Annotated in this window: 18 protein-coding genes; 11 read left to right on the top strand and 7 right to left on the bottom strand. The window is 62.4% G+C overall.

Annotation, left to right across the window (positions count from 1 at the left end; genetic code table 11):
* Positions 1-66 precede the first annotated feature (66 nt).
* Entirely contained in the window at positions 67-531 is a 465-nt protein-coding gene (locus DK871_RS08415) for a hypothetical protein (protein ID WP_032893495.1), read from the top strand.
* A gap of 14 nt (positions 532-545) precedes the next feature.
* Entirely contained in the window at positions 546-1,358 is an 813-nt protein-coding gene (locus DK871_RS08410) for an SDR family oxidoreductase (RefSeq protein WP_161904659.1), read from the top strand.
* Here DK871_RS08410 and DK871_RS08405 read toward each other — a convergent pair.
* A complete protein-coding gene (locus DK871_RS08405; RefSeq protein ID WP_161904658.1) occupies positions 1,355-2,212 on the bottom strand; it encodes a LysR family transcriptional regulator in 858 nt (285 codons plus the stop codon). The genes DK871_RS08410 and DK871_RS08405 overlap by 4 nt on opposite strands.
* 112 nt (positions 2,213-2,324) lie before the next feature.
* On the opposite strand from DK871_RS08405, the gene DK871_RS08400 reads away from it, so the two are divergent.
* Positions 2,325-3,512 carry an MFS transporter gene (locus tag DK871_RS08400; protein ID WP_161904657.1) on the top strand — a complete coding sequence of 396 codons (1,188 nt, stop codon included), beginning with the start codon at positions 2,325-2,327 and terminating at the stop codon, positions 3,510-3,512.
* Positions 3,505-3,906 (top strand): nuclear transport factor 2 family protein, encoded by a 402-nt coding sequence (locus DK871_RS08395; protein ID WP_014716994.1) that lies wholly within the window; start codon positions 3,505-3,507, stop codon positions 3,904-3,906. Before DK871_RS08400 ends, DK871_RS08395 begins: the two co-directional genes overlap by 8 nt.
* Positions 3,907-4,007: 101 nt before the next feature.
* Here DK871_RS08395 and DK871_RS08390 read toward each other — a convergent pair whose 3' ends face one another.
* Genes DK871_RS08390 through DK871_RS08375 form a run of 4 tightly spaced genes read right to left on the bottom strand, consistent with a single transcriptional unit; the run spans position 4,008 to position 8,768 of the window.
* Positions 4,008-4,868 (bottom strand): HlyD family secretion protein, encoded by an 861-nt coding sequence (locus tag DK871_RS08390; RefSeq protein ID WP_044270477.1) that lies wholly within the window; start codon positions 4,866-4,868, stop codon positions 4,008-4,010.
* A 10-nt stretch (positions 4,869-4,878) separates the two neighbouring features.
* On the bottom strand, positions 4,879-5,079 hold the full coding sequence (locus DK871_RS08385) for a DUF1656 domain-containing protein (protein WP_003188711.1): 201 nt from the start codon (positions 5,077-5,079) through the stop codon (positions 4,879-4,881).
* Complete coding sequence (locus DK871_RS08380; RefSeq protein WP_161904656.1) at positions 5,069-7,246, bottom strand: FUSC family protein; 2,178 nt, start codon at positions 7,244-7,246, stop codon at positions 5,069-5,071. The genes DK871_RS08385 and DK871_RS08380 overlap by 11 nt, the downstream gene beginning before the upstream one ends.
* A 10-nt stretch (positions 7,247-7,256) precedes the next feature.
* Entirely contained in the window at positions 7,257-8,768 is a 1,512-nt protein-coding gene (locus DK871_RS08375; protein WP_161904655.1) for an efflux transporter outer membrane subunit, read from the bottom strand.
* Between the two features lie 181 nt (positions 8,769-8,949).
* On the opposite strand from DK871_RS08375, the gene DK871_RS08370 reads away from it, so the two are divergent.
* The 5 genes from DK871_RS08370 to DK871_RS08350 all read left to right on the top strand — a co-directional run bounded on the left by DK871_RS08370 (position 8,950) and on the right by DK871_RS08350 (position 13,445).
* On the top strand, positions 8,950-9,909 hold the full coding sequence (locus DK871_RS08370) for a LysR family transcriptional regulator (protein WP_034126355.1): 960 nt from the start codon (positions 8,950-8,952) through the stop codon (positions 9,907-9,909).
* 144 nt (positions 9,910-10,053) lie between these two features.
* Complete coding sequence (locus tag DK871_RS08365; protein ID WP_161904654.1) at positions 10,054-11,028, top strand: D-glycerate dehydrogenase; 975 nt, start codon at positions 10,054-10,056, stop codon at positions 11,026-11,028.
* 176 nt (positions 11,029-11,204) lie between these two features.
* Complete coding sequence (locus DK871_RS08360) at positions 11,205-12,107, top strand: chemotaxis protein CheV (RefSeq protein ID WP_161904653.1); 903 nt, start codon at positions 11,205-11,207, stop codon at positions 12,105-12,107.
* A 3-nt stretch (positions 12,108-12,110) separates the two neighbouring features.
* Positions 12,111-12,593, top strand: coding sequence for an N-acetyltransferase (locus DK871_RS08355; RefSeq protein WP_161904652.1), 483 nt, complete (start codon positions 12,111-12,113; stop codon positions 12,591-12,593).
* A gap of 108 nt (positions 12,594-12,701) precedes the next feature.
* Positions 12,702-13,445 carry a YkgJ family cysteine cluster protein gene (locus DK871_RS08350; RefSeq protein WP_161904651.1) on the top strand — a complete coding sequence of 248 codons (744 nt, stop codon included), beginning with the start codon at positions 12,702-12,704 and terminating at the stop codon, positions 13,443-13,445.
* 580 nt (positions 13,446-14,025) lie between these two features.
* Here the strand turns inward: DK871_RS08350 and DK871_RS08345 are convergent.
* A complete protein-coding gene (locus tag DK871_RS08345) occupies positions 14,026-14,808 on the bottom strand; it encodes a transporter substrate-binding domain-containing protein (protein WP_161904650.1) in 783 nt (260 codons plus the stop codon).
* A 161-nt stretch (positions 14,809-14,969) separates the two neighbouring features.
* Positions 14,970-15,203, bottom strand: a complete 234-nt coding sequence (locus DK871_RS08340) for a hypothetical protein (RefSeq protein WP_044271955.1) — start codon at positions 15,201-15,203, stop codon at positions 14,970-14,972.
* 215 nt (positions 15,204-15,418) lie between these two features.
* On the opposite strand from DK871_RS08340, the gene DK871_RS08335 reads away from it, so the two are divergent.
* Positions 15,419-16,585 carry an efflux RND transporter periplasmic adaptor subunit gene (locus tag DK871_RS08335; protein ID WP_161904649.1) on the top strand — a complete coding sequence of 389 codons (1,167 nt, stop codon included), beginning with the start codon at positions 15,419-15,421 and terminating at the stop codon, positions 16,583-16,585.
* Positions 16,582-19,677 carry a multidrug efflux RND transporter permease subunit gene (locus DK871_RS08330; protein ID WP_161904648.1) on the top strand — a complete coding sequence of 1,032 codons (3,096 nt, stop codon included), beginning with the start codon at positions 16,582-16,584 and terminating at the stop codon, positions 19,675-19,677. The genes DK871_RS08335 and DK871_RS08330 overlap by 4 nt, the downstream gene beginning before the upstream one ends.
* Positions 19,678-19,682: the final 5 nt, after the last annotated feature.

Genomic DNA, 19,682 nt, shown 5'->3' with positions numbered 1-19,682 from the left:
GCTCAAGCTAACCAATCCCACCTAAGCTTAAGTTAGGATGCTGGTTCCCTATTCGAGGTGGTCTCCATGTTCTTCGGCGTTCTCCTGATCATCACCTGGCTGGTCCTGCTGCTGCGCTACCCGGCCAAGGCTTTGCCAGTATCGCTGGCCGCCGCCGTCGGCCTGGGGTTTGTAGCAGTGTGGGTGGTATGGCTGGACAACCGCGAAGCGTCGCAACTGGCGCGCCTTGAGCTGCGCATCACCTACGCGCCGCAAGACTGCCCCGCCGACCGACCGCTCAAACTGACCCTCAACAACGGCAACGACGTACCGCTCACCGAACTGCGCTGGCGCGTCGCCGCCTATGCACCGGGCGATACGGTCAACCTGGCCGACAACGTCTACGCCGCCCCACGCTATCGCGGCCCCGGCGAGCTACAGGCGGGCGCAACCTGGGATGACTGCCTGCCCACCCCGCCGCTGCGCCCCGGATATCGCCCACAAACCCTGGAATTTCGCGCCGAGCACCTGCAAGGCAGTTTCTCGGACTGACAAAGGATGGACCCATGCCCAACGTACTGATCACCGGTTGTTCCAGCGGCATCGGCCGCGCCCTCGCCGATGCGTTCAAAGCCGCAGGCTTCGAGGTATGGGCCAGCGCCCGCCAACCCGATGACGTCGCCGCGCTTACTGCCGCAGGCTTTAATGCCCTACAACTGGACGTCAACGACAGCGCTGCCCTGCAACGCTTGTCGGAACAGTGGGGCGAGCTGGATGTGCTGATCAACAACGCCGGCTATGGTGCCATGGGCCCGTTGCTCGACGGCGGCACAGAGGCGATGCAGCGCCAGTTCGAAACCAATGTGTTTTCCATCGTCGGCGTAACCCAGGCGTTGTTCCCTGCGTTGCGTCGCAGCAAGGGCCTGGTGGTGAATATCGGCAGCGTTTCCGGCGTCTTGGTGACGCCGTTCGCCGGCGCCTACTGCGCGTCCAAAGCCGCTGTGCATGCGTTGAGCGACGCCCTGCGCATGGAGCTGACACCGTTTGGCGTGCGGGTGATGGAAGTGCAGCCTGGTGCAATCAATACCCACTTTGCAAAGAATGCCGGCGCCCAGGCCGAATTGCTGATCAACGAACAGTCGCCATGGTGGCCACTGCGCGAAGGCATTCGTGCACGCAGCCAAGCGTCCCAGGACAAGCCAACCCCGGCCAGTGAATTTGCCGCGGATGTGCTCAAGGCCGTGCAAAAAACGCAGCCACCGCGCCTGTTGCGCTCGGGCAACGGCAGCCGGGCGTTGCCGTTGATGGCGGCGCTGTTGCCCAAGGGCGTGTTGGAGAAGGTGTTGAGAAAGCGCTTTGGCTTGGGCGGTACGCTCTAAGGCTTCATAAAATCAATAAACGCCCGCACCTTCAGCGGCAAATGCCGCGTATCCGGATACATCGCGTAGACCCCTTGCGGGGCAAAGCGATGGTCCGCCAACACGCGTGCCAAGCGTCCCGCATCAAGATCTTCCTGCACCAGCCACTGCGGCAGAACCGCCACACCGTGGCCGCGCACGGCAAACGCCTGGAGGACCGCCGCGCTGTCGGCCACCAAGGCTGACGGGCCGGCTCGATAAGAGTGTTCGAGACCCGCCGGGTCGGTCACGCTCAATTCGCTCAAGCGGCCATGGCCCAGCCTGGGTACCTGCTCTAACTCCTCCAGGGTCTGCACCCTGGCAAACTGCGGCGCCGCGACGGCAAACACCTCGAAGGTCGACAACTGCACGGCGCGGTGGTTGGAGTCCATCAAGCGCCCCAGCCGAATTGCCACGTCAAAACGCTCGGAGATCAGATCGGCGTGGGTGGAGGATGTGGATAAGTGGATATTCAGGTCCGGGTGCAGGCGGCGAAAGGCTTCCACCGCCGGGCCGACCACGGCCAGGGCATATTCGACGGTGGTGGTGATGCGCAGGGTGCCCTTGAGCTGGGCATGTTCGCTGCGGGCTTCGTCTACCGCCAGCCGGGCCTCTTCGAGCATACGCGTGCAGCGCAGGTAGAAGCGTTCGCCGGCATCGGTGAGCGCCAATTGACGCGTGTTGCGGGTCAGCAGGGTGACGCCGAGTTCCGCCTCCAGGCGCTTGAGGTTGAAGCTGACCACGGCGCGGGTCTGGCCGAGCAGATCCGCCGCGGCGGTGAGCGAACCGGCCTCGACCACGGCCTTGAAGGTGTCAAAACGGTCCAGGCTGACCATGATTGGACGCCCTCCTTTGTCAAAATATTTTTGACAAACTAGCAGGCAAACCGGCGTATCCCAAACCCTGCGTGCGGCCTACCCTGCCGGCTTCACTCGCAGGAACGCGTTCATGACCTATCGCTCGAAAGTCGCCTGGATCTTTTTATTGGGTTTTGCCCTGGACCTGGTGAACATGTTTGTCGCCACCGTCGCCTACCCGGACATCGCCCGCGAGCTGCACGCCTCGGTCACGCAACTGGCGTGGGTCAGCAACGCCTACATGCTCGGGCTGACCCTGATCATTCCCTTGAGTGTGTGGTTGGCGGCGATGATGGGCGAACGCACGCTGATCGCCACCAGCCTGCTGCTGTTTGCCGGCGCCTCGGTGATGGTGGGCCAGGCCGGTTCCATCGAGGCGTTGATAGGCTGGCGCGCGGTGCAAGGGCTCGGTGGCGGCTTGCTGATTCCCGTGGGCCAGGCCATGGCTTACCGGCACTTCCCGACCGCCGAGCGCAGCCAGCTGACGGCGCGGGTGATGTCGGTGGCGTTGCTGGTGCCGGCGTTATCGCCAGCCTTGGGTGGGGTAATTGTCGACAGTGTGTCCTGGCGCTGGATTTTCTACGCCAACCTGCCCCTGGCCCTGATCACCCTGCTGCTGGCCTTGCTGTGGATAAAACCCGACGCGCCCACCCGCGTGCGTCCGCCTTTGGACCTGAGCAGCATTTTCAAACAGGTTGCCAGTCCGATGCTGCGCGTGGCGATGCTCGTCTACCTGTGTATCCCCGGGGTGTTTATCGGTACCAGCCTGATCGCCATCCTTTATGTGCGCAGCCTGGGCTATGACGCCACGCAAACCGGCGCGCTGATGTTGCCCTGGGCACTGGCCTCGGCAGTGGCAATCTACCTGAGCAAGAAACTCTTCAATCGCTGCGGCCCCAAACCCTTGCTGCTGGCGGGCATGGCGCTGCAATGCGTTGGCATCCTGTTGCTCAACGAGCCCGCGCTGATTATTGCGGCCTACGTCTTGATGGGCCTGGGCGGCAGCCTGTGCAGCAGCACCGCGCAAACCCTGGCCTTTCTGGATATTCCCGCCGAGCGCATGGGCCACGCCAGTGCCCTGTGGAATATCAACCGCCAAGTGAGCTTCTGCGTCGGCGCTGCCGTGCTCAGCGCAATGCTGTCGGCCTTGGATTCCTTCGCCATAACCTTCACGATGGCGGCAGCTCTTACCCTGTTGCCGCTTTTCGCAGTGTTGCGCCTGGATGCTTCCAGGTTTCGCATGCTGCTTCACCCTTGCAGCGAGCCCAAGCATGATTGACTACAGCGATTTTTTTGAAGAAGTGATCCAGACCCACGTCGAGATCGAGCAATGGTTTGCCGGGGTTGCGCCTCAGGGCACGCTGGAAAATCTGCTGGCGCGCTTCTCACCGGAGTTCAGCATGATCGCGCCCGCCACCGGTACGCGGGTCAACAGGGCGGGGGTCAATGCGTTGTTCACGCGCCTGGGCGGGATGCGCCCAGGATTGAAAATCACCCTGAGTGAAATGACCGGCATCGACCGCCATGCACGCGGCGCCACGGTGACGTATCGCGAGCATCAGATTGACGACAGCGGCACCCAGACCGACCGCCGCGCCACGGTGGTGTTTGAGAAACAGGCCAGTGGCGCGCTGCTGTGGCGGCACTTGCACGAGACCTTTATCAAAGCCTGACACGGTCAACTGTGGGAGCTGGCTTGCCTGCGATAGCGGTGTGTCAGCTACAAATACTTCAACTGACAGTCCGCTATCGCAGGCAAGCCAGCTCCCACAGTTTAGTTTTGTGTTGGGTTGACGATCACCGTGCAGGTAATCCCTGCCGCCAACAACACGCCTTCCGGCACTTCATCAATGTGAATCCGCACCGGCACACGCTGGGCCAACCGCACCCAGTTGAAGGTCGGGTTCACATCGGCGATCAGTTCACGGCTCTCGGGGTTGTCGCGGTCGTAGATGCCACGCGAGATGCTTTCCACATGGCCCTTCAAGGTCTCGCCGCTCATCAATTGCATATCGGCTGTGTCGCCTACCTTCACATGGGGCAGCTTGGTTTCTTCAAAGAAGCCATACACCCAGAACGAATTCATATCCACCACGGCCATCTTCGCCTCGCCAATACGCGCATAGTCGCCGCGATGCACGTTGAGGTTGGTGACATAGCCATCCACCGCCGCCAGCACTTGCGTGCGTTTCAAGTTGAGTTCGGCGGCCTCCAGTTGCGCCAGCGCGTGCTGATAATCGGCCAAGGCCGAGTCAGCGATGTTGCTGGCGTCGTCGCGGTTCTCCTTGGAGATCACCAGGGCGTCCAGGTCGGCACGGCGGTGGGCGTTGACCTTGCGCATTTCCCAGGTGGCCTTGCGTGAGGCCACCAGCGATTGCGCTTGCTTGACGGCAATGCGGTAGTGCTCGGGGTCGATCTGCATCAGCAGGTCGCCTTTTTTCACCAACTGGTTATCACGTACCGGCACGTCCACCACTTCGCCGGTAACATCAGCGGCCACATTAATGATATCGGCACGTACGCGGCCATCGCGGGTCCACGGCGTTTGCATGTAGTGCACCCACAACGTGCGGCCAATCCAGATCGCCAAGGCCAAAACCAGCAAGGTAGCGAGCAGGCTGAAAAACTTTTTCATCGGGGCATTCTCAACGGTAGACGCTCAGCGCCAGGGCGCCGAACAGGCAAGCGAACAGGCTCAGGCGCAGCAGCGCCGGGTGCCAGAAAAACCGGTACAGGTCGAACCCAGCCAGGAAGCGGTCAACCGCCCAGGCCAGCCCCGCTGCGATCAAGAACATCAGGGTCATGGTCGGCATGTAAATGCCATGGAATGCAATTTCACGCGGCATTCGGGGCTCCTTTGAGGGCGGCCAGAGGCGATTGCGGGTCGAGCAACGAGGTGCGAATAAAGTGCAGGTAGCTCTTCACCCGGCGCAGGGCCGAGGTGTCGAAGTGCGGGGCGAAGGGTTCGTCGGTGGCCTGCACGCGGCTGATCGCATGGTCGACAGCAATCAATCCGCGCTCCAGGTTGCTGGCGCTGGGTTGCAGGAACAGCCGCACCAGCGAGCGCCCCATCACACGGATCGCCTGGCGCCACGGCTGGGATTCGGCATACGCCGGGTGCACCGGCAAAATCGCCTGTTCCTTGCGCAGCTCGATGATCGCGTGGCCGACCTCCAGCACCACGAACATCCAGCGCAGCAAATCGCGTTGCACCTGTGGCTGGCCGGCCGCGAGGCCATACGCCTGGTGCAGCAGGTCGCGGGTGCGGCTCTCAAAGCTCGACGCCAGGCCTTTGAGCTTGCCGCTGATCGCATACACCACTTGCTCACGCAGGTCTTGCTCCAGGCGGCGCCACAACCAGCGGCTGTTGGGCGGCAGAATGATCGCCCCCGCCGCCGCGCACACCAGCATGCCGATGACCATGGCGATGTAGTCGTTAATAAAGAGGTAAGGGTTGTAGACGGTGAGGTTATCCGGCACCGAACCGGTGCTGAAGAAGATCAGCAGGCCCACGCCCACACCGGCGTATTGCGGGCGTGAGGACAGGAAGGCACCGAAGATGATCACCGGTGCGAGCATCACGCACAGCAGCGGGAAACCGTCGATCCAGGGGAACACGAAGAACATTTCGACAAAGCCGACCAACGCGCCGATCAAGGTGCCGCAGGCCATCTGGAATGCCATGCGCTTGGGATTAGGCGTGGCGGCAGACAGGCCCACCGTGGCCGCCGCGATCAGGGTCATGGTGGCGCCGCTGGGCCAGGCCGTGGCCACCCAGTAACTGCCCAGCACAACCAGGATAAACGAGGCGCGTACACCGGCCGCAGCGCAGGCCAACCAGTTGGTTTTTGGTGTGTAGGCTTCGTGCCAATCCTCCCGCGCATGACGATGGTCGGCCAGGGACGCGTGGGTTTGCGCGTAGTTGTGCAGGTCGTCGACGAAGCGGTACAGCAGCTCGTAGGCGGTGTGGAAATCCAACTGCTCGGCGTCCGTCGGGTTGTCTTCCTGGAAGCTCGCCCGCAGGCTGCGCACCTTGGCGGGCAAGCCGTCCTTGTAGGCGCTCAGTTGGTTGACCAGGCGCGCGGCATCGGGGCTGGTGAGGGCGCGGCCAGAGAAGCTGTCGAGCACTTCGGCCAGGTCTTGCAGGCCGGGTTTGATCGCTGCCACCACATGGTCGGCCTCATCGGCGCGCAAGCGTTCAAGCAATTGGTGCAAGGCGTTGAAGCGCGTGGTGATGCTCATGAATTCGCTGTTGAGGCGACTGAGCCGCCCATTGCGTCGACGCATGTGCGGGTCTTCAAACACGGTGACGCTACGCAAGCCTTCCAGGCCCACGGCTTCGGCAATAAAGCGCACGTTGCTGGCCTCGAAGCCTTCGCGCTGGCTGCGCCCGCGCAGGCCATCGGTCACGAACAAGGCGAACACGCCAAAGCGCTGGTACAACGCGTTGCGCATGGCCGCGCTGGAGGTCTGCGGCAGGATGGCGGCGCTGACCAGCGTCGAGCACAGTATCCCCAGGGAAATTTCCAACACCCGCCACACCGCCGCCATAAAGGCGCCGTCCGGGTGGGCCAGGGCCGGCAGGCCGACCATCGCCGCGGTGTAGCCGGCGAGCACGAACCCATAGGCGCGAAAGTTGCGGTTGCGCGTGGCGCCAGCGGTGCAAATGCCCACCCAGATCGCCAGCGCACCGAGGAACAGTTCGGTGTTCTGCGCAAACAACGCGATCAGCAGCACCATCACCGCCGAGCCCGCCAAGGTGCCGAGGAAGCGATAGAAGCTCTTGGCGAACACCTGGCCGCTCTGGGGCTGCATCACGATAAATACGGTGATCATCGCCGTGCGCGGTTGCGGCAGTTCCAGGCGCATGGCCAGCCACAGCGTCAGGAACGCAGCGACCAACACTTTGAAGATATACACCCAGGTCACGCCATCGCTGCGTGCCCAGTCGAAGAAACCACGGCGCCACTCAAGGGAATGCAGCCAGCGCAGCGGTGCAGGCAAGGTAGTCATCAAGGCCTACTCAGTGATCAAACACGGCGAGCGCCGCCGGGGTCTTGCTTGGGATTGTCTTGGCATCCGCAGGCACATCGTCGCCCGCACCGAGGCCGCCGCCCAGGGCGGTCACCAATTCGGCATGGGCGCTCAGGCGTGCCGCCTGCACCTGTTGTTCGATTTGCTGCTGACGAAACAACAAGGTTTGGGCGTTGAGCACGTTGAGGTAGTCAGTGAGGCCACGTTGATAGGCGATCATGGCGATGTCGTAGGTCTTCTGCGCCGAGGCCACTGACTGCGCGGCGAAGGCCGATTGCTTGTCCATGGACTCGCGACGGATCAACTGGTCGCTGATGCCCTTGAGCGCATTGACCAGGGTCTGGTTGTACTGGGCCACCGCGATGTCATAGCCGGCACTGGCTTCACCCAATTGCGCACGCAGGCGGCCGCCGTCGAAGATCGGCAAGGTGATCGCCGGGCCGACGTTGTAGTTGAATTTCTTACCGGCCAGAAACTCCAGCATGCCGCCGCCAGTGGCCATGTAGCCGAGGCTGCCGACCAGGTCGACGTTGGGGTAGAAGCCTGCATGAGCCACATCGATACCCCGCGCCTGGGCCGCTACCTGCCAGCGACTGGCAACCACGTCCGGGCGTTGGCCGAGCAACTGCGCGGGCAGGCTGGAGGGCAGTTTCAACGGCGCGGCGAGGGCCAGGGTCGGACGCTGCAATTGCGCGCCCTCCCCCGGGCCTTTGCCGGCCAACGCCGCCACTTGGTTACGGCTCAGGGCGATTTCCTCGTCCAGGGCATCCAGTTGGCGATGGGTTTCTGGCAGCGGGGTTTCGGCCTGGCTGACGTCAAAGTGAGTGCCGATCCCGGCGCTCAGGCGTTTGTTGGCCAGGTCCAGGATCTGCTGTTGCTGGGCCAGGGTGGCGGCCGCGATGTCGCGGTTGGCGTAGTGCAACGACAGCTGGATATAGGCGCGCACCACGTTGTTTTGCAGTTCGAGTTGCGCCAAGCGCGCTTCGGCGGCGCTCATGTGCGCCAGGTCGACGGCGCGTTCGGTGCTGTTGCTTTCCCGGCCCCACAGGTCAAGGGCGTAGCTCAGGCCCAGGGACGAGTTGTTGTCCCAGGTGTTGGCGCCGCTCAGTTCGCCGGGGCCGTAGAACTGATCCTTGGGCCAGTTGTGGCGCTTGAGGGTAGTGTCGCTGTTGATCTGCAGCGACTCGGCCGACTCGGCCACCCCGGCCAGCGCCCGGGCTTGGCGCACACGGGCGGCGGCCACGGCGAGACTGGGGCTGTTATGGGTGGCGAGTTCGACCCAACGGTTGAGCTGCGGGTCGCCGTAGGCCTGCCACCATTGGGCGGTAGGCCAGTGGGCGTCGCGGGCGGCGCTCTGGATCGCGGCGTCGGTGGCCAGGCTATTGGCGTTGATCGCCTGCCCTTGGGGGGCGATTCCTCCGGTTCCGATGCAACCGCTGATGACTGACGTTAAAGCCCAAACACTGAGAGTCTTCAGCTCTCTACTGATGCGACGCGGCACGGCAAGCGAATTCCTGAGAGGGTGTTGCGCAAGAGGTGGCGCAATTCTAGGCGGCGCCATGGAGGACGATAAGCTGGCATTCCTGTGAATCTTTGTTACCGTTCAGGCGATAATCCGTTGGTAGGGATCACTGAAAGCGTAACTTTCTGTCACAATTTGCTATCTCCCTTGAGAACACTCCATGGACACTTTGCAAAACATGCGCGCCTTCAGTTGTGTGGCCGAGGCCGGCAGCTTCACCGCCGCCGCCGTGCAACTGGACACCACCACGGCCAACGTCTCGCGCGCGGTCTCCAACCTTGAGGCCCACCTGCAAACCCGCTTGCTCAACCGCACCACCCGACGCATCGCGCTGACCGAAGCCGGCAAACGCTATTTGCTGCGCTGCGAGCAGATCCTCGCCTACGTCGAAGAGGCCGAGGCCGAGGCCAGCGACGCCCACGCACGCCCGGCCGGGCAGTTGAAAGTGCACACCATGACCGGCATCGGCCAGCATTTCGTCATTGATGCGATTGCCCGCTACCGCCGCACCCATCCCGACGTGACCTTCGACCTGACCCTGGCCAACCGCGTGCCGGACCTGCTCGACGAGGGCTACGACGTGTCCATCGTGCTGGCCAGCGAACTGCCGGACTCAGGTTTTGTGTCCCAGCGCCTGGGCATCACCTACAGCATCGCCTGCGCCTCGCCGGACTACGTCAAGGCCAAGGGCTGCGCGCAACGGCCCCAGGACTTGCTCAACCATGCGTGCCTGCGCCTGGTCAGCCCGGTGGTCCAGCTGGACAAATGGACCTTCAACGGCCCGGAAGGCCAGGAAAGCGTGGCGATCAACAGCTCGCCGTTCCTGGTGAACTCGGCCGACGCGATGAAAACCGCGATCACCAGCGGCATGGGCGTCGGCCTGCTGCCGGTGTACGCCGCCATCGAAGGGCTGCGCAACGGCACACTGGTACGGGTGATGCCGACCTACCGTTCCCAGGAGCTGAACCTGTACGCCATCTACCCCTCGCGCCAATACCTGGATGCGAAGATCAAGACGTGGGTGGAATACCTGCGCGGTTCGTTGCCGGAAATTCTGGCGGCGCACCAGGCGGAGTTGGTGGCGTATGAGTTGAGCGGTGGTGTGCGGATGGCGAACTGATTTTGAAATGCTGCTTCCCACCCCCTAAAAATTCATTGTGGGAGCTGGCTTGCCTGCGATGACGGTGGATCAGCCAACACAATAGTGGCTGACACACCGTCATCGCAGGCAAGCCAGCTCCCACATGTTGAGTGGAGTTCTGCAATGAAAAAGACTGTCCTGGCCTTCAGCCGTATCACCCCACCGATGATCGAACGCCTGCAACAGGATTTCGAGGTGATCGCGCCTAACCCCAAGCTGGGTGACATCAATGCTCAGTTCAACGAAGCCCTGCCCCATGCCCACGGTTTGATCGGCGTGGGCCGCAAGCTGGGCCGCGAGCAACTGGAAAGCGCGAGCAAACTGGAGGTGGTGTCCAGCGTATCGGTGGGCTACGACAACTACGACGTGCCGTACTTCAACGAGCGCGGGATCATGCTCACCAACACCCCCGATGTGCTCACCGAAAGCACTGCCGACCTAGCCTTTGCGTTGCTGATGAGCAGCGCACGCCGCGTGGCCGAATTGGATGCCTGGACCAAGGCCGGCCAATGGAAAGCCAGCGTGGGCGCGCCGTTGTTTGGGTGCGACGTGCACGGCAAGACCCTGGGCATTGTCGGCATGGGCAATATCGGCGCAGCCGTGGCCCGGCGTGGGCGCCTGGGCTTCAATATGCCGATCCTTTACAGCGGCAACAGCCGCAAGACCGCGCTGGAGCAAGAACTGGGCGCGCAGTTTCGCAGCCTGGATCAGCTGCTGGCCGAGGCGGATTTCGTTTGCCTGGTGGTGCCGTTGAGCGACAAGACCCGTCACCTGATCAGCACCCGGGAGCTGGCGTTGATGAAGCCCAGCGCGATCCTGATCAATATCTCCCGTGGGCCGGTGGTGGATGAGGCGGCGCTGGTCGAAGCCCTGCAAACCCAACGGATTCGTGGTGCCGGGCTGGATGTGTATGAAAAGGAACCACTGGCTGAATCGCCGCTGTTCCAACTGAGCAATGCCGTGACCCTGCCGCATATTGGCTCAGCCACCGGTGAAACCCGCGAAGCCATGGCCAATCGCGCGTTGGACAACCTGCGCAGCGCGCTGCTGGGCCAACGCCCGCAGGACCTGGTGAACCCCCAGGTCTGGAAGGGCTAATACCCCGCCCCACTGTAGGAGCGAGCTTGCTCGCGAAAAACGTCAACGATAACGCGCGGAATCTGTTTTAACGCGGCGCTTTGAAGTTCTTCGCGAGCAAGCTCGCTCCTACAGTTTTCGGGGCCAGGGTCGATAACGGTGTATAGATCGTCATCCCTGATCCACAGAAGGTTTTTATGTCCACCACCAAAGCCCGCGCAGACTCACTCTCGCTTCTGCTCTTTACCTTGCGCAGCGGCAAGCTGATGGCCATCAACCTGTTGAAAGTCAGCGAGATAATCCCCTGCCCGCCGCTGACCAAGCTGCCGGAGTCTCACCCGCACGTCAAAGGCATCGCCACCTTGCGCGGCGCGTCTTTGTCAGTGATCGACCTGAGCCGCGCCCTGGGTGAAATGCCCTTGCAAGACCCGGACGGCGGCTGCCTGATCGTCACCGATGTCAGCCGTTCCAAGCAGGGCCTGCATGTGCAGGCGGTGAGTAAGATCGTGCATTGCCTGACTACCGATATCCGCCCGCCGCCCTACGGCTCCGGCGGCAATCGGGCGTTTATCACCGGGGTTACCCAAGTGGAAGGTGGCCTGGTGCAGGTGCTGGATATCGAGAAAGTCATCCATGGCATCGCCCCGGCACCGGTTGAAGCGGCGCCGACCGACCTGACCATGGAAGAAGCCGAAGTGCTGGGCAACGCCCGCATCCTGGTGGTGGACGACAGCCAGGTGGCCTTGCAGCAATCGGTACACACCCTGCGCAACCTCGGCCTGACCTGCCACACCGCCCGCAGCGCCAAGGAAGCCATCGACGTGTTGCTGGAGCTGCAAGGTACGGTCGAACAGATCAACGTGGTGGTGTCGGATATCGAAATGTCCGAGATGGACGGCTACGCCCTCACCCGCACCCTGCGCGAAACCCCGGATTTCCAGAACCTCTACGTGCTGTTGCACACCTCCCTGGACAGCGCGATGAACAGCGAAAAAGCGCGCCTGGCCGGTGCCGACTCGGTACTCACCAAGTTCTCATCCCCAGAGTTAACCAAATGCCTGGTCATCGCCGCGCAAACCGTGGCGCAAAAGGGCCTGTAAGCCTTGGCCGAGTATTACCAGCTACTGCGTCGCGACCTCACCGGCAGCCTGCCCGCCCCGCAGTGGCCAGCGGATACCCGGCTGGATCATTATCGCGATGAACTGGCCCCGGCGATCCATGCCGTACTGCGCATGACCCAGGACCAGGGCGGCGGCCGTGTCGGCCACCTGGAGGAGTGGCGCCAGCAGTTCGTCACCGATGCCGAGTACGACCCGACGCTGTGCCTGGTGGCCAGTAACCGCGACGGTATTCTCGCAGTGGCGCAGTGCTGGACCAGCGCCTTTATCAAGAACCTGGCCGTCCACCCCTGTGCCCAAGGCCAAGGGCTGGGCCGCGCCTTGCTGCTGCACAGCTTCCAGGTGTTCAAACAGCGCGGCGAACCCTATGTAGACCTCAAGGTGCTGGAGAGCAACCTGCGCGCCCGGCACCTGTATGAAAGTGCGGGCATGCGATTTGTACTGCGCGACATCGTATCCAAGGGCTGACCCTCACTGGCGCATAACTTGCTTCCAGAGCCCCTGAGCGGTCGATAGAGGTAAAAACCCGTCACCCCTCAAGCGTGCCCTCTGACCTTGCCTGGTGACAGATCCGCCATGAACACACACTTTTCCTGCGTCGGTTGCGGCAAATGCTGCAGCGACCATCACGTGCCCCTGACCCTCGAAGAAGCCCGCAACTGGGCGGCGGACGGCGGCAACGTCATCGTTCTGGTCGAGGGCTTTCTCGGCAACGGCCTGGGCCTGCCCCTGCAACAACGGGAACACGCCGAGCGCCGTTCAGTGATCGTGCCCAGCGGCAATACCGAGGCGTTTGTGGCAATCACCTTTGCCGCCTACAACGCCGGACGCTGCCGGAATCTTGACGAAGACAACCGCTGCCGCATCTACGAACGGCGCCCGCTGGTATGCCGCATCTACCCGATGGAGATCAACCCGCATATCCCACTGAACCCAAGCGCCAAAGACTGCCCGCCGGAATCCTGGGAGCAAGGCCCCACGCTGATCGTCGGTGGCGAGTTGATGGACGCGCAACTGGCCGAGCTGATTCGCCGTTCACGCCAGGCCGACCGTGATGACGTACAGACCAAGGAAGCCGTATGCGCGTTGCTCGGCATCCGCACGACCGCCCTCAAGGGCGACGGGTTTACCGCGTACTTGCCGGACATGCAGGCGTTTGCCCAGGCCATTGAACTGGCGATTGAACAGCCAGCGGTGGCCAATGAATGGGTGTTTCACGTGTCCGGGATGGACATCGCCGAACAGGTGCTGGATGCCGGGGCGCAAATTGCCACTGAGGTGCCGGCCAATTATGCGTTTATCTCGTTGAGAGCGGCTTAGGCCACTGCGGCCTGGCGGCATAGAGAACGACACAATTATAGTTCGCAGCAACCGACGGTAATCACGATGCGAAGCGAGCCGCTCTTGATCTTGATCTTGATCTTGATCTTGATCTGCTTTTGATCTTAGGCGCCCCGTTAAACCACGCTGGCCGGAATTCGACAGGGATTTGGGGGGTAAACCGGCAGGGATGCCGGTTTAGCCGCCCCGCGCCATGGATGGCGCGTGGCGGCGGCCCCCCAAATCCCTGGCGGATTACGGGCACACCGAGCCTAGGCGAGGTGCCGAGTGGTGGGGCAAGAGCCCTTTGGTTACTTTGGGGCTTTTCCAAAGTGACCCGCTGTCAGAGCGGAACCCTAAGTGGCCGTTACCGCAGCAATGGATATGTACACAATCCAACCGTGTTGACTGCCAGGCCGCCTTCGCGAGCAAGCCCGCTCCCACAGTTGGATCGTTGGGGTGTCAGGTAGAAAGTCGTGGCTGTCAGGTCGTCATCGCAGGCAAGCCAGCTCCCACAGTTGGATCTTGGCGTGTCAGGTAGATATGCGCCGGATGCAGAGCGGCACTCACAGATTCGCGATCATGAATGGGGCGGCAATACATCGAGCCGATACGGCTGAAGGATGCGTTGGTACTCGCCATTCTGCATCAATTGTTCAAGCGCATGATTAAGCTCATTACGCAACGCAGTATCAGTTTTTCGCACCGCAATCGCCACGCTATTACCCAGCAGGCCCGACGACACAGGCGGCCCCATATAATCGAAGTCCAGCCCCTGGGGCGTGTCGAGCAGGGCTTCACGGATCTCCACCGCGCCTTGTAGGGTCGCATCGATATCGCCCGAAACCAGGCTCTGCACCAGTTGGTCGTTGAGCCAGAAACTCCTGATGATCACCCCCGCCGGCGCCCATTGCGACAGGGCAAAGGCTTCACGATTACTGCGCACCAGCACCCCGACACGCTTGCCCTTGAGGGACCGTCGATCAGGACGCAGGCCCGAGATTTTACGCGCCACCAGCCGGGTGGTGATCGGGTAAAGGTCATCGGTGAAGCTCACCCGTTGCCGCCGACGGCAGGTGGTCGCCATGCCCATGATCGCGTCGAATTGCCTGGCCTCGAGGGCCGGGAAATTTTCCATGACGATTTGGTCAACCCAAGTACAGCGCACGTTGAGCTGCTCGCACAGGGCATTGCCCAGTTCGATATTCAGCCCCACCAATTGCCCTTGGGCATTGCGGCTTTGAAAGGGCGGAAAATGCGCGGCAACGGCGAAACGGATTTCTCGCCGCGGTTGAACGTCGGCGGCGACGGCGCTCGTCGAGAGCAAGAGAGCAAGCACTGCACAGAGGTGTATCAGGGCCACGGGAATGTCCTTTTCCGGAAAGCTGACTCGCCACGCCCCGATGAGTGTCATCGGGACGAAACAAACGCTGTGCAGCTTTCAAGAATCGGTGGCGGCTCTACAAGTAGAAATGTCTACGCACAATGTAGGCAACTGCCTATAACGCACTCAACACTTTAATCTCAGCGTTTACCCATCGAGCGGCGAGTGCCCGGCGGCGCCATGCCTGGCGTCTTGGTATGGCCGTTCTTGGCGCCGCCTTTGTACCAGGGCTGGCTGGCATGCTTGGCGCCAGCCAGTTCACCTGGGTTGAAAGGGAACTTGAACGCCGGGATCTCGGCTTTTTCAACGCCGTCGGCGGTGGCCGGATCGACGAGGTCGGCCGCGTCGACAGCGGGTTGGGTTGGGGAAGTCATAAGGGCTCCGGCGCAGCTATTGGTGTAAAAGCGCAAGTATACGGGGCCGGAGCCGCAAGCGGTGAGCTTCAAGCTGCAAGTAAAAAGCGTTAGCTGTCGCGGCTGTCAGTTTGGCGTCACCGTGCTGACCGTATTGCCGGGCTATAAAACAGCTACCCAACCTTCAACTTGCAGCTTGCAGCTTAAAACTTGCAACTGCGCCCCCGGCGCCTCCTATGCAGATCAAACGAAACGTGGCCCTGATGCTGGGTGCTCTCCTGATACTGGCCGTTGCAGCCTGGGCGTTAACCCGGCCGGCCAAGGCCCGCCTGGCAGCGCCTACCGCCATTCCTGTGCGGGTGGTGAGCGTGACGCAACAGGATGTGCCTCGGTTTGTCAGCGGCATCGGCTCGGTGTTGTCGTTGCATAGCGTGGTGATTCGCCCGCAGATCGACGGCATCCTCACCCAACTGCTGGTCAAGGAAGGCCAATCGGTGAAGGCCGGCGACCTGCTGGCCACCATTGATGACCGCTCGATCCGCGCCAACCTCGACCAGGCCAGGGCGCAACTCGGTGAAAGCCAGGCGCAGTTGCAAGTGGCGTTGGTCAACCTCAAGCGCTACAAAGCGCTGAGCATCGACGACGGTGTGTCGAAACAGACCTATGACCAGCAACAGGCGCTGGTCAACCAGCTCAAGGCCACTGCGCAGGGTAATCAGGCGGCCATTGATGCGGCTCAAGTACAACTTTCCTACACCCAGATTCGCTCCCCGGTCAGCGGCCGAGTGGGCATCCGCAATGTGGACGAAGGTAATTTCCTGCGCATGAGCGATACCCTGGGGCTGTTTACCGTCACCCAGCTCGACCCGATTGCCGTTGAGTTTTCCTTGCCACAGCAGATGCTGCCAACCTTGCAGGGCCTGATCGCCGCCCCCACCCGGGCCACCGTCGACGCCTACCTGGGCGCCGACACCGATGGCCAGACCGGCGACCTGCTCGGCGAAGGCCATCTGAGCCTGATCGACAACCAGATCAGTTCCACCACCGGCACCCTGCGGGCCAAGGCCGAGTTCAGCAACCCGGCGCATAAGCTTTGGCCTGGGCAACTGGTGACCATCAAGATCCAGACGGCCCTCGACAAAAGCGCTCTGGTGGTACCGCCCACCGTGGTGCAGCGCGGCCTGGACTCACATTTCGTGTACCGCGTAAGTGCTGACAAAGTCGAGGTGGTGCCGGTGCAGGTCGCCTACCAGAACAGCGCTATCAACATCATCAAAGGCGTGCAGGCCGGCGATGTGCTGGTCAGCGATGGGCAATCGCGGCTCAAGGCCGGTGCCCAGGTGACGGTGCTCAAGGAGCCGCCGCAAGTGATCCACACCGCCAACACCCAGGTGCAACCATGAGCGCCAGCCGGTCGCCCTCGGCCTGGTGCGTTGATCACCCGGTCGCCACCCTGCTGCTGACCTTCGCGTTAGTGCTGCTGGGGATCATTGCCTTCCCGAACCTGGCCGTCGCGCCACTGCCGGAAGCGGAATTCCCGACCATCCAGGTCACCGCGCAACTGCCAGGCGCCAGCCCGGACACCATGGCCTCCTCGGTGGCCACGCCCCTGGAGGTGCAGTTCAGTGCCATCCCCGGCATGACCCAGATGACCTCCAGCAGCGCCTTGGGCTCCAGCCTCCTGACCCTGCAGTTCACCCTGGAAAAAAGCATCGACACTGCCGCCCAGGAAGTGCAGGCCGCGATCAACACCGCGTCCGGCAAGTTGCCCAGCGACATGCCGAGCTTGCCCACCTGGAGAAAGGTCAACCCGGCGGACAGCCCGGTGCTGATCCTCAGCGTCAGTTCCAGCAGCATGCCAAGCACCGAGCTGAGCGACTACGTGGAAACCTTGCTGGCGCGCCAGATCAGCCAGATCGACGGCGTCGGCCAGATCAACATCACCGGCCAGCAACGCCCGGCGATTCGCGTGCAGGCGGCACCCGACAAGCTTGCGGCCATCGGCCTGACGCTCGCCGATATACGCCTGGCCATCCAGCAGTCGAGCCTCAACCTGGCCAAGGGCGCGATCTATGGCGAAAACAGCGTATCCACCCTGTCGACCAACGATCAGCTGTTTCACCCGGAGGAATACGGCCAACTGATCGTTTCCTACAAGGACGGTGCGCCGGTTCAACTGCGCGATATCGCTAATGTCATCAACGGCTCGGAAAACGCCTACGTACAAGCCTGGTCCGGCGATACCCCCGGGGTGAACCTGGTGATTTCGCGCCAGCCCGGCGCCAACATCGTCGACACCGTCGACCGCATCCAGGCCGAGCTGCCGCGCCTGCAAGGCATGTTGCCGGCCTCGGTGCAGGTCAGCGTGTTGACCGACCGTACCAAGACCATCCGTGCCTCATTGCATGAAGTGGAAATGACCCTGCTGATCGCCATCCTGTTGGTGGTGGCGGTGATGGCGTTGTTCCTGCGTCAACTGTCGGCGACGCTGATTGTGTCTGCGGTGCTGGGTGTCTCGCTGGTGGCCAGTTTCGCCCTGATGTATGTGATGGGGTTCAGCCTGAACAACCTGACCCTGGTGGCCATCGTGATCGCCGTGGGCTTTGTGGTGGACGACGCGATTGTGGTGGTGGAGAACATTCATCGGCACTTGGAAGCCGGCCTGGGCAAGCGTGAAGCGGCGATCAAGGGCTCCGGCGAAATTGGCTTTACGGTGGTGTCCATCAGCTTCTCGCTGGTGGCAGCGTTTATTCCGCTGTTGTTCATGGGCGGCGTGGTCGGGCGATTGTTCAAGGAGTTTGCGCTGACGGCCACCGCGACCATTCTGATTTCAGTGGTGGTTTCGCTGACATTGGCACCGACACTCGCCGCCCTGTTCATGCGAGCCCCCACCCACCCTGCCCACGCCAAGCCCAGTTTCAGCGAACGCCTGCTGGCCGGCTATGCGCGCAACCTGCGCCGTGCCCTGGCGCATCAACGCAGCATGGCCGCGATCTTCGTGGTGACCCTGGCGCTGGCGGTGGTCGGCTATGTGTTCATCCCCAAGGGGTTCTTCCCGGTGCAGGACACCGGTTTCGTGCTCGGCACCAGCGAAGCGGCGGCCGATGTGTCGTACAAGGACATGGTCGCCAAGCACAAGGCCCTGGCCGAGATCGTCAAGGCCGACCCAGCGGTGCAGGCGTTTTCCCATTCGGTCGGCGTCACCGGCAGCAACCAGACCATCGCCAACGGCCGCTTCTGGATCGCCTTGAAAGACCGCAGTGAGCGCGACGTGTCCGCCAGCCAGTTCATCGACCGCATCCGCCCGCAGCTGGCGAAGGTGCCGGGCATCGTGCTGTACCTGCGCGCCGGTCAGGACATCAACCTGAGCTCCGGCCCCAGCCGCGCCCAGTACCAATATGTGCTCAAGAGCAACGACGGCCCGACGCTGAACACCTGGACCCAGCGCCTCACCGAAAAACTGCGCGCCAACCCGGCGTTTCGCGACCTGTCCAACGACCTGCAACTGGGCGGCAGCATCACCCATATCAGCATCGACCGCCAGGCCGCCGCGCGTTTCGGGCTGACCGCCACCGATGTCGACCAGGCACTGTACGACGCCTTCGGCCAGCGCCAGATCAACGAGTTCCAGACCGAGATCAACCAGTACCAAGTGATACTCGAACTGGACAGCCAACAGCGCGGCAAGGCCGAAAGCCTCAACTATTTTTACCTGCGCTCGCCATTGACCAACGAAATGGTGCCGCTGTCGGCCTTGGCCAAAGTCGACCCGCCCACGGTCGGGCCGTTGTCCATCAGCCATGACGGCATGTTCCCCGCCGCCAACCTGTCGTTCAACCTGGCGCCCGGCGTGGCCCTGGGCGACGCGGTGATTATGCTCAACCAGGCCAAGAACGAAATCGGTATGCCGAGCACGATCATCGGCAACTTCCAGGGCGCGGCCCAGGCGTTTCAGAGCTCGCTGGCCAGCCAACCCTGGCTGATCCTCGCGGCGCTGGTGGCGGTCTACATTATCCTGGGTGTGCTGTATGAGAGTTTTGTGCACCCGCTGACGATCATTTCCACCCTGCCCTCGGCGGGCCTCGGTGCGCTGATCATGCTGTGGCTGCTGGGCCAGGACTTTTCGATCATGGCCTTGATCGGCCTGGTGCTGCTGATCGGCATCGTGAAGAAGAACGGTATCTTGATGATCGACTTCGCCCTGGAGGCCCAACGTGTGCGGGGGTTGCCGCCAGAGGATGCGATTTATGAAGCCTGCGTCACGCGGTTCCGGCCGATCATCATGACCACCCTTGCCGCGTTGCTCGGCGCCGTGCCGTTGATGCTCGGCGCAGGCCCGGGGGCGGAACTGCGCCAGCCGCTGGGCATCGCGGTGGTCGGTGGCTTGCTGGTGAGCCAGGCGCTGACGCTGTTCACCACGCCGGTCATATACTTGTACCTTGAACGTTTTTTCCACAGGCCCAAACCAGCGCTGGCGCTGGCGACCACACACTGAGGCGG

The organism is Pseudomonas sp. L13 (genome assembly GCF_009935965.1).
Taxonomy (GTDB): Bacteria; Pseudomonadota; Gammaproteobacteria; order Pseudomonadales; family Pseudomonadaceae; genus Aquipseudomonas; species Aquipseudomonas lactis.
The sequence above is the reverse complement of the archived record's forward strand: the minus strand, read 5'-3'. Positions and strand labels throughout refer to the sequence as shown.